The organism is Leifsonia williamsii (genome assembly GCF_030433685.1).
GTDB classification, from domain to species: Bacteria; Actinomycetota; Actinomycetes; order Actinomycetales; family Microbacteriaceae; genus Leifsonia; species Leifsonia williamsii.
Map to the genome: position 1 here is coordinate 32961 of NZ_JAROCF010000002.1, position 9391 is coordinate 42351.

17 protein-coding genes are annotated in these 9391 nt (G+C 63.6%); 2 read left to right on the plus strand and 15 right to left on the minus strand.

The window, feature by feature from the left end; genetic code table 11:
- Positions 1-10 precede the first annotated feature (10 nt).
- The 14 genes from P5G50_RS18475 to P5G50_RS18540 all read right to left on the minus strand — a co-directional run bounded on the left by P5G50_RS18475 (position 11) and on the right by P5G50_RS18540 (position 6741).
- On the minus strand, positions 11-613 hold the full coding sequence (locus P5G50_RS18475) for a hypothetical protein (protein WP_301209617.1): 603 nt from the start codon (positions 611-613) through the stop codon (positions 11-13).
- A 47-nt stretch (positions 614-660) separates the two neighbouring features.
- Positions 661-1017, minus strand: a complete 357-nt coding sequence (locus P5G50_RS18480) for a hypothetical protein (RefSeq protein ID WP_301209618.1) — start codon at positions 1015-1017, stop codon at positions 661-663.
- Positions 1014-1307, minus strand: coding sequence for a WhiB family transcriptional regulator (locus P5G50_RS18485; RefSeq protein WP_301209619.1), 294 nt, complete (start codon positions 1305-1307; stop codon positions 1014-1016). The genes P5G50_RS18480 and P5G50_RS18485 overlap by 4 nt, the downstream gene beginning before the upstream one ends.
- Positions 1304-2083: a recombinase RecT gene (locus P5G50_RS18490; protein WP_301209620.1), complete on the minus strand. Its 780-nt coding sequence runs from the start codon at positions 2081-2083 to the stop codon at positions 1304-1306. Before P5G50_RS18490 ends, P5G50_RS18485 begins: the two co-directional genes overlap by 4 nt.
- Positions 2080-3012 carry a YqaJ viral recombinase family nuclease gene (locus tag P5G50_RS18495; RefSeq protein WP_301209621.1) on the minus strand — a complete coding sequence of 311 codons (933 nt, stop codon included), beginning with the start codon at positions 3010-3012 and terminating at the stop codon, positions 2080-2082. Before P5G50_RS18495 ends, P5G50_RS18490 begins: the two co-directional genes overlap by 4 nt.
- Complete coding sequence (locus P5G50_RS18500) at positions 3009-3257, minus strand: hypothetical protein (protein ID WP_301209622.1); 249 nt, start codon at positions 3255-3257, stop codon at positions 3009-3011. Before P5G50_RS18500 ends, P5G50_RS18495 begins: the two co-directional genes overlap by 4 nt.
- A 106-nt stretch (positions 3258-3363) precedes the next feature.
- Positions 3364-3633, minus strand: coding sequence for a hypothetical protein (locus P5G50_RS18505; protein ID WP_301209623.1), 270 nt, complete (start codon positions 3631-3633; stop codon positions 3364-3366).
- Positions 3626-3961: a hypothetical protein gene (locus tag P5G50_RS18510; protein WP_301209624.1), complete on the minus strand. Its 336-nt coding sequence runs from the start codon at positions 3959-3961 to the stop codon at positions 3626-3628. The genes P5G50_RS18505 and P5G50_RS18510 overlap by 8 nt, the downstream gene beginning before the upstream one ends.
- Entirely contained in the window at positions 3958-4128 is a 171-nt protein-coding gene (locus P5G50_RS18515; protein WP_301209625.1) for a hypothetical protein, read from the minus strand. Before P5G50_RS18515 ends, P5G50_RS18510 begins: the two co-directional genes overlap by 4 nt.
- Before the next feature lie 377 nt (positions 4129-4505).
- A complete protein-coding gene (locus P5G50_RS18520) occupies positions 4506-4841 on the minus strand; it encodes a hypothetical protein (RefSeq protein WP_301209627.1) in 336 nt (111 codons plus the stop codon).
- Between the two features lie 94 nt (positions 4842-4935).
- On the minus strand, positions 4936-5394 hold the full coding sequence (locus P5G50_RS18525; RefSeq protein WP_301209628.1) for a hypothetical protein: 459 nt from the start codon (positions 5392-5394) through the stop codon (positions 4936-4938).
- The gene (locus P5G50_RS18530; protein ID WP_301209629.1) at positions 5391-6212 is read right to left on the minus strand and encodes a phage antirepressor KilAC domain-containing protein; all 822 of its coding nucleotides are present in this window, start codon (positions 6210-6212) and stop codon (positions 5391-5393) included. The genes P5G50_RS18525 and P5G50_RS18530 overlap by 4 nt, the downstream gene beginning before the upstream one ends.
- A gap of 80 nt (positions 6213-6292) precedes the next feature.
- Positions 6293-6511 (minus strand): helix-turn-helix transcriptional regulator, encoded by a 219-nt coding sequence (locus P5G50_RS18535; protein WP_301209630.1) that lies wholly within the window; start codon positions 6509-6511, stop codon positions 6293-6295.
- Positions 6508-6741: a hypothetical protein gene (locus P5G50_RS18540; RefSeq protein ID WP_301209631.1), complete on the minus strand. Its 234-nt coding sequence runs from the start codon at positions 6739-6741 to the stop codon at positions 6508-6510. Before P5G50_RS18540 ends, P5G50_RS18535 begins: the two co-directional genes overlap by 4 nt.
- Positions 6742-6831: 90 nt before the next feature.
- On the opposite strand from P5G50_RS18540, the gene P5G50_RS18545 reads away from it, so the two are divergent.
- Both P5G50_RS18545 and P5G50_RS18635 read left to right on the plus strand, forming a co-directional pair.
- On the plus strand, positions 6832-7224 hold the full coding sequence (locus P5G50_RS18545; RefSeq protein ID WP_301209632.1) for a helix-turn-helix domain-containing protein: 393 nt from the start codon (positions 6832-6834) through the stop codon (positions 7222-7224).
- 89 nt (positions 7225-7313) lie between these two features.
- Complete coding sequence (locus P5G50_RS18635; protein WP_363319498.1) at positions 7314-7601, plus strand: ImmA/IrrE family metallo-endopeptidase; 288 nt, start codon at positions 7314-7316, stop codon at positions 7599-7601.
- On the opposite strand, the gene P5G50_RS18555 is transcribed toward P5G50_RS18635, so the two are convergent.
- On the minus strand, positions 7534-8850 hold the full coding sequence (locus P5G50_RS18555; protein ID WP_301209634.1) for a tyrosine-type recombinase/integrase: 1317 nt from the start codon (positions 8848-8850) through the stop codon (positions 7534-7536). The genes P5G50_RS18635 and P5G50_RS18555 overlap by 68 nt on opposite strands.
- Positions 8851-9391 lie beyond the last annotated feature (541 nt).

Below are 9391 nucleotides of genomic sequence, written 5' to 3' on the forward strand. Positions count from 1 at the left end.
GTCGGGGCGGTCATGCGGCCACTTCCAACTCGCGGATGAGCTGACGGCCGATGAACTCCGTGTACGCTGGCGGGATCGCCTCTGCGAGCTCGCGACGGTCAGAGGTCCAGTCGATACCGAGAGCGTCCTGCCACTGCTCCACGGTTCCCTTGCCGCCACCGTTGCCGTAGACCGCGAAGTACGGGCCGTCGAAGAACTCCCCGTGCCTCCACCCGGCGACACGTCCGCGATGCGGGACGTGATCGATCGGGGCAGCGGACCATCCTCCGAGCTCGAAGAACCGGTGACGGATCACCCGGAGCCCGAACATCTCCCCGCAGAGGGTGAGGTCTCGTCGGACAGGGGCGCCCTGCACGTTCTCGATCACGTACGGAACGCCGATCTGGTCGAGCATCGCCCGGGTCGGTTCGATGAGCAGCGGCCACGGGTTCTTGTGGACCGCCTTGAGCGCCGTGTAGCCCTGGCAGGGCGGTGATGCGTGGATCGCGTCGAACTCGTGTCCGTGCTTCGCGAGGTACTGCAGCGCGTCGCCTAGGTGGAACTCGAACGGGTAGTTGGGTTGCGGGTCGATGTCGACTCCGACGACGTCGAAGCCTGCCCGGTGGTATCCCATTGCGGCGCCGCCTGCGCAGGAGAACAGGTCGAGCAATCTCGGCCGGCTCATGCGACATCACCGCCTAGGAGTGCGATGAGGTCGCGGACGGTCATGATGACGGTCTGGTCGAGTGCGTCACCCTTCCTCGCGCGTTTGGCGACGACGACGCCGGCGATTGCGTCAGCGTTGCCCTTCTCGATCTCGGCTTCGTTCAACCATGTGCCGATGTCGTAGCGGCCGCCGTACTGCTTGCATTCGATTACGACGCGGCCGAACGGTGACCGGACGCCGCGGATGTCGCCTTCGTCCTTCGCCCCGCGGAGGGGTGCACGGTCGATGCGGTCGTCCTCGGGGAAGGCGTCTTGGAGGGCGCGGGTGATCAGGGTCTCAAAGGCGGTACCGCGGTTCTTGTTGCGGTTCATGCGGCGCTCCTGTCCATGTGACGTCGCTGCTTGGGTGCGACACCTCCCCAGAGCCCGTGGGTGATGTGGTTGTCGATGGCGTACTGGAGGCATTGGGCTGCGGCCGGGCAGGCTGCGCAGATGCGCTTCGCTGCCTTGGTTGGCTCGCCTTTCTCCGGGAAGAACGCCTCCGGATCGGTCTGCGCGCAGAGGGCGTCGGCCTGCCATGCGAGCGGGTCATCCTCACGCGTGTCAGCCGGCTCCTGGTACATGCGGGGCAGGGTGTTGGTGGGTGGGAACTGGTCGATCACTGGTCCGCCCCCGTCTCGTTGACGATGATCGTTTCCGGATCGTCGTCGATGCGGGTGATCTCGACCTCGTCGAGCCCCTTTACCTGCTGCACCTTCTGCTCGTCGGCTTCGAGGGCACGGCCGAGGTCGGTGGACTTCGGGAGATACTTCGCGAGGGCGCGGACGGCGGTCTTCTTCGCCATCTCGTCCTCGTGGGTTTCCCACGGGCCCTTCTGCCAGTACGAGGGCCGGCGGGCCATGATCTGGTCGCGGGTGAGGTACACCCATGTGGTGCCGCCGGTTCTCATGCGGGCCGTGGCGACGACACCGACCCAGGGGCGGGTCTCCTCGAAGTCGCGGGGTGTCCAGTCGTAGAACATCCCGCGGTCGGAGTTGGCGCCGTAGGTGAAGTCGTCGCCTTCGCGGACGAGGAACGCTTGCACGTTGGTGACGAACTCCGAGCGGAGAGCGAGTTTCACCATGCCTTGGAAGCCGATGATGGGGAGGCAGATGTCGCGGCCGTGGTCCTTGCGGGGAGTGAGGTAGAACTCCCCGAGCCCGGAGCCGATCTCCAACCGGAGCTGTGCGGCGAGCATGACGCCGCCGAGGACGGTCTTCGGGTCGGCGGACATCAGCTTCGGCTGCTTCGTGATCTCCGACAGGACAGCGCGGACGAACGCATCCGAGTTCATCGCGCCGCCGAGCTGTCGCTCGATCGCGGGGAGTTGCTGCTCGACGAGATCCTTCATCGTCGGGTTCTTCTTGACCGCGACAGCGGCGGCCGTGAGGTCGGTCATGACTTCTCCTTGAGTCGGCGCAGCACCTTGAATGGGGCGCCTTGGTTCGTGTACGCGGCGGCGAGGTCGGGGTGGTCGAGTTCGAAGGTGCGCTTGTCGAACGACGCGCGACCCTTCTGCGTCTTCCACGTCGCGACCGGGCGGCCGGCGTAGGTGAGGGTTTCCGCGCCTTGGACGAACTCGGACAGCGCGACCTTGAGGGCGTCGCGTTCCTTCTCCTGCGCGGTGATGTCGGAGTTGAGGACGGTGATGCGTTCGAGGGTTTCGAACGCCGTCTCGGGGAGCTCGAGCACAGTGCCAGGGTCGGTCGGGTACACCTCGGCGATCTCGGCGAGGTTCGCCGGCTCCGGTGGTGTCCCGGTGAGAACGCGGTTCCAGAAGTCGCCGAGGGCGGGGATCATGTGCTCATCGATGAACCGGTCATCTCGGGGCTCCCAATAGAGGCGGAACTCCCGTCCGCCGATCCAGACGACGACTCCGGCTTTCTGGGTGCCCGCAACGAACATCTCCGCCTGCACCTGGACACGGATGTCGGTGGGGATGCCCTCGTCCCAGTGGTGGCCCGCGACCGCGTGAGCGGTCTTGAACTGCCACGTTGTGAACGGGTCGAACGAGACACGGTCGAACGACGCGTGCAGGATCGGCACCTCGGCGGAGCGGGCCATGAACCCCGGCCAGAGCGTCGCGTGGACGCCGGAGAACTTGTGCACCCAGGCCTCCATGATCGGCTCGGACTGGTGGCCGATGAACGCGAGGACCGGGTCGAAGTCGCTGTCGATGCCCTGCTTGTGCTTGTACACATCCAGGGCCGTCGAGAAGCGGGACAGACCCATGACCGCCGCGACCTCGGAAGCGCCGATCGACTTCCGCCGCTCCTGCTCCCACTCCGGGGTGTCCGGGGTGACGTCGACTCTCGCGTATGCGCTCATGCGTCGTCCTCCCCGTCTCTGTAGGTGCGCTCCTCTTCGTTTTCGGCGCCGCACTTGGGGCACGCCCACTCGTATTCGAAGGTGCGTTCGTGGGTGCCGGGGTGGAGGAGGAAGACGTCTGCTTGGACGTCGCCGTCGAAGTCGCAGTCCGGGTAGGGGCAGGTGGCGGGAATGGTGACGGTGTCGACGGGGGCGAAGTACGACTCCGCACCGGTCACGCCTTCGGGGTAGCCGGCGTAGCTCATGCGAGGTCCTCGTCTGCGGGTCGCCAACCGTCGAGGTCGTCGTACTTGGCCTTGTCGCGGTGGTCGTCGCCGGCTGCTTGGAGGTCGTCGTCGGGGAATGGGTCAGTCACAGTCCCAGCCCCTCGACTACGCGGTCGGCGAGCTTCTGCAGACCTTCCTGGTCGGTGATGGTCGACTTCTCGTGCATCGCGATCCGGATGAACGCGAGGAGGTTCGCGATGTTCTCCTGCTCTGCGAGTGCGAGGGTCGCCTTCACCTGTGCGAGTTGCAGGTGGTAGTCGGTCATGGGCTTCGAGGTGCCGATGCTGTTGGCGGTCTCGATGTGAGTTCTGGCTTCGTCGATGAGGCTTCTCACCGTCGGCATCGGATCAGTCATCGGAGGCCTCCTCGCCGACGAAGTACTGCTGGATCTCGTCATCCGTGAACTCGTGGGTCGTCTCCGTGTAGAAGTCGTTGACCGGGAGACCATGAACGGCAGCCGCGACATCTGAGCGGCAGACTTCGGTGGCCGGGTGCTGAAGAATCGAGAGCGCGAACTCGACCCACTGCCCCCACTGGCCCTCGGCGTTGGAGTTGCCATTCCGCGGGGAGTGGGAGACGAACCAGTCGCCCATCCACGGAGCGTGAACTAGGGTCAGGCGCTTGCTGGCGGCGATACCGGACACGTACTGCTCCTCGTAAGAGTCTCGGAATGGGCGGGTCATTTGTTGTCTCCTTCGAGGGAGTTGAGGATGGTGCCGCACATCGCAGTGCAGGCGGTGAGGATCGCGAGGACGGCGCCCGCGTAGTAGAGGGTCATCAGGCCGGCGAGAGCGGACGCGACGCAGAGGGTGATGGAGGCGACGAACGCCACCGTCAGGAACGCCTTCATCGGGTCACCCCCGCGACGGTGACGGTGATGACGATGACGGCTGCAGCGAACAGGAGGGCGCACACCCAGGACCAGAACGTGTCCTTGTTCATCACAGCCACCCCAGGAGGTGAGCCACGCCATAGCCGGCGGAGATGATGACGAGAGCGACAGCGCCGAACCCGAGGCCAGTGCAAACCACCAGCGCCCACACGAGCGCACCATTCGGCTCACTCGGGTCGTAGTCGATGCGGTGAAAGTGATCCGCGGCTTGGCTTTCATTAGTGCGGTTCATTTGAAAGCTCTCCTCTCCAACAGGTGGAGGTAGACGGTGGCGGCGAGGACACCCGTGACGGTCGCGGTCAACGCACCAGTCAGAAGCAGACGGAAAGTACGCATCACGACTCCCCGAGAATCGAACGAGCCAGATCGAGGTGATAGTCGTACGGGAAGACCCGGGCATCACCGTTCTCGGCGCGACGCTCAAACTCCCGACCAGCCGTTCGCAGGATGGCGAGTTGCGCGTCGATGGTGCGATGCAGAGTCACGATCAGGCGACCGTCCGCGTCGAGCATCTGCTCCGCGACTTCGGTTTCGACTTCAAGTCCTGGCTCCTGCTGCGTGAAGATCGCGCCGAAGGGCTCAGGGTCGAACTCCCAGACGCCTGGGGTTGCATCGGCTTTGAGCGCTTCGAGTTTCTGGATCGCTGCTGCGATCGTCTCAGCCGCGTTCATGACGGCTCCTCACAGCCGGCCGGCACCACCGGGAACGGGTAGATGAACGTCTTCCGGGGGAACAGTGGAAGCGGGATCTGGGCGTGATCACTCATCAGGACACCGCCTCTTCCGCGACGAGGAACTTCCTTAGCCCCTCAGGAACCGATGCGACGAGTGCCGCCTCATGCTCAGCCGCGAACCGGGTCAGCGCCTCCTGATACTCGTCCCAATGCGCGGCGAGCACCTTCTCAGCAGCCTCCTTCTCGATCCGCACAATGAGCGGTTGCGAGTTGAAGCGTCGGGTCTCTTCGCCTACGTACTGGCGAAGCACCTCGCCCACGTGGCGGGAGCACAGCACACGCTTCTTCACCTGAGTCCGCGGACGGTAACTCGTCTGCTCCTCCCAGATCGTCCGGAAAACGGCTACAGGCGCGCCGCAGGGGTGCTTCTGCTGCTTCGATGCGTGAGTGCAGGTCAGTCCGTCTCCGGGCTTCCACTCGCGGATGGCGAGCTCGTACTCACTGTCACGCCCGACAGTGCGAAGGTTCTCGATCGGGGTCCACTGGCTCATGACGCCACCGCTTCCGTCGCGGCCGACAGTCGGCGGTAGATGACGTCGAGACCCTTACCTGTGATGCGAACCTGCGGCGCCGAGGACTGCAGCGTCTCCCCTGTCACGGTGTCCACATAGGTGCGGATCTTCTCGGTGAGGAGGCTCTGCTCGAGGATGCGCTGGTAGGCATGTGGGCGGCCCTTGTGGTCCCGGTACATCCAGGACCAGTCGACCAGGATGGCGACGAGGCGCTTCTGCCCGATGACGATGTGCTTCTGCTCGTAGAGCGCGTGCGCGGCGTCCTGGTATGACCAGGAGCCGGCGGAGGACACCAGCGCATCCCACGCGGACGCCTTCGGGGCGAGGACTTCGATCTCCTGCGCCTGCTGCTCCGTCTTCGTCTTGAGGATCGTGAGCGCCTGCAGGACAACCTCAGCCTCGGACAGTTCGCGACGGACTGCGCCGCCGCTGATCCATTCGTGGATCTTGTCGGCGAGCTCGCGCTGGTAGCGCTCGACCATGAGGCGCGACTCTTCGTCGCGGATGCGCGATGTGGTGATCGTGGCGAGCCACATGCCGACGATGCGGGTATTGATCAGGTAGCGGGGGTAGGCGCGGTCGGCGCCGGGGAGCATGACGTGTGTTACGCACGTCATGCCTTCGGCCCACACCTGCCGCTCGAGGTTTTGCTGCTGGCCTCGGGTGTCGATGCCGAGGTTGTCGCACAGCTGCCCGAGGAGCAGGTAGTCGTTGCCGTCGAGGTGGATGGTGTCGATGCTCTGCCCGTAGAAGCTATGTGCTTCGGTTCTCGCGGGTAGGATGTCGGTGGAATTCACTACAATTCCTCTCTTGATTCGCCCCGGCTTCCACCCGGGGCGTTTCTTCGTTGTGGGGACTGAGCGGCTTCGGGTGAAGCTCAGGCCTTGCTGGTGGGGGTCACTTCCCAGGACTTGATCCACCGGTCGATTTCCTTCTCGGTGAATCTCTTTCTGGTCGACCCCTTCGGTGACGTTGGGATCAGTGCGCCGGCTTTGATCTGGTCGTAGATGAACGAGCGTCCGTAGCCCGTCATCGCCGCGACTTCGTTGACCGTGTAGGCCTTCTTCCCGACGGCGGGGGCTTCGTCTTTGGTCACGTAATGACCACCTCCTTGATTAGTTCGGGTACCGAGAACGACAGAAAGCCGCCGACAGCGACCAGCTGTTCGAACTCGAATGAGCGCGCTCCTGTGAGGGCGTCATGGAGTTCGGCTGGCCGCATGTCGGCGGCTGCTGCTACAACGGCTTCCGATGAGCCGCTGTTACGGATGGCTTCGGCGACTGCTTCGCCGATCACCTCGTCCGGGGTTCTTCTCGACGAGTACATGAGTACAGACTACGGGTACAGAAGTACACATGCAAGTACCTCGGCGCACATTTATGCACATATGTACCCGTTATCGGTAGACTGACCCCCGTGGAACAGGGAAAGCACACGCGCGCGCTTGCGGCGGAAATACGAGCAGAGCGAGCCGCCAGCGGTTTGACTCAGGCACAACTCGCGGACAAGGCCGGAATCAACTACGAGACGCTGAAGCTCTTACTCAAAGGCACCAGGCCCATCAACATCTCCCAGATCGTGCAACTCGCCCAAGCGTTCGACATCTCACCGGCCGACCTAGTTGAGCGGGCGATGGACCGGGCGTCCCGAATGTCGGACGGGTCGACTACACCTTCTACTGAGAACAAGAGTGATGTGGATCCGCGCGGGATGAGCGCGGGACAACTCGACCAGCTACGCCAGGGCGACGTCGCATTGGCCGCTCACCCGAACGATCCGGAGAGCGAGCAGGACGAGCAGTACCAGTAGGAGGAACGGTGGGTGACTACGACCCTTACAAGGACGCTGAACGTAGAGGCATCGAGGTCATCCACCGGCCCATCCGAACCGCGAACGGAATGTGGCTACCCGACCACAACCTCATTGTCATCAGATCCGGCATGAGGGCCATCCACGACCGGTCGACGCTCGCCCATGAACTCGCGCACGCTCACCTCGGCCATCGGGACGACCGACCCAAGCACGAGGTCATGGCCGACCGAACCGCCGCGGAATGGATGATCGACTACGACGAGTGCATCCACGTCATGCGATGGTGCCCTGACGCTCACCGGCTCGCTACTGAGCTCGGGGTGTCGACTCGATTGCTGCGGACGTTCCTGAACGTGCACCGGTTGGCGAGCTGAGCAGCGTACTAACCTGCTCGAGCGCTTTCCGGATGCGCGCCTGCTGCGCCTTCGAACGGGTCTTGTAGGACCTGGACATGGCCCGATCGGAGTGGCCGACGATCAACGGTATGAGGTCTTCGGACACGCCTGCCTCGTAAAGCAGATCGACTGCGGTGTGCCGCAACCCGTGGAGGGGCACGTCCTTATCGATCCCGGTGTCTGCGAGGACGCGGCGCCACAGGCGAGTGTCCGCATCCGGGTCGATGGGGCGTTGCTCGCCGTCCTGGTTGGTCCATGTGAACACAAGCCCCCACGGGTTGTTCGGGGTGCCGGCGATGTGTCGTTCGAGGATGGACCGCAACGGCTCCACAAGCGGGATTATCCGCCACCCAGCGGACGACTTGGGGCGGGTCCAGTAGAGGCCACCGTCAATGTGCCGGTATTCGTAGTCGGAGGGGATATGCAGGCGACGCTTGGGGCACGAGTGGCCTGTCTTCTGCTCGCACGGGTAGATGTCGCGTCCCTTGTCCGTCTTGCCCACGGGGTCACCACAGCCGTGTGCCCAGATGATGCGCTGCAGCTGCCAGGACAGGTCGAGATCGTCACCGACCCGGTTGCGCTCTAGGCCGATGACCTCGCCGCGGCGCGCGCCGGTCAGGAGGGCGGTAGCCCAGCGAGCCCCGAATACCTTGTCTTCGGAGATGTGACCGAGGACCTTCACGACCTCGTCCACCTCGAATGCTTGCTGGTCGTTGCGCGCCTTCCTGGGGGCGTCCATGAGCTTCGCGACGTTGCGGCCAACCCTGCCCTCACGCAGCGCTATCTCGAGAGCACGGGACATAACGGCGTGGGCATTCTTCGCGTATGTAGACGACTTCCCCGCAGCCAGCATCGCCCGCTCAACCTGCCGCAAGTGATTGGCAGTCAGCTTCTCCAACTTCACCGTGCCGATCGTCGGAATGATCCACTGGTTCGTGACGGACTTGTACCCGTCGACGGTCTTCGGTCGTCGTTCTTTCCTGACGATCTCAAGCCAGTACCGGAACCACTGCTGGACGGTCATGTCGTTCGTGTAGAGGTCCCCACGCTCCCGGAGGTCCTGCTGCTTCTGCTCGAGTTTGATCTTGAGCTCGGTGATGTCCTTCGAACGGACGGGTATGCGCCGGCGCCCTCCTTCATGTTTGGGGAGTTCGACCCACACGTAGTAGTACTTCAGGGGCAAGCTGGTGTCCTTCGGGTAGCGCAGGTACCACTGCTTCCTCGGCATTAGCTTGCCCTCTCATATGGCAAGAGGCGGTGCTCCACGAGTGCCGCCTCTTGCGTGTGGTGCCAGATGTTTCCGGGGGATCCCATCTGACTTCCTTCCTTATGTTTGGGGAGGGCGGGGCGCCGTTGCCCCTTCGCCTATCTCCCGTGGATCATCCACCTGTTGTCGCTTAGGACTCCTAGGTGCTGGGTTCTTCTACGGAATGGGGAAGTATGCTTCCTCATGTCGACCTGCTCCAATCAGGTTCGGCGCGAAGGCCCGGGACTCCACTCCTGGGCCTTCACTGTTTTCGGTTCGACTAGCGGGCGCTAGACGTCTTGTGGTCGCACGTGCAGTCGCCCCAGTACTCGTTGGGTCCATCGCACGCTGCGTGTTGACCGCGTGAACACGGGCCGCAGATAAGCAACTCCATCTGGATCGCCCCTCGTTTGGTGTATCCGACTGGTGTATCCGAACCCCCGTACAGTGCCGGACGGTCGTGGACACGTATACACACTCTAGACGGATGCTTGTCCGTTTGGCAAGTACATGCGTACCTAAA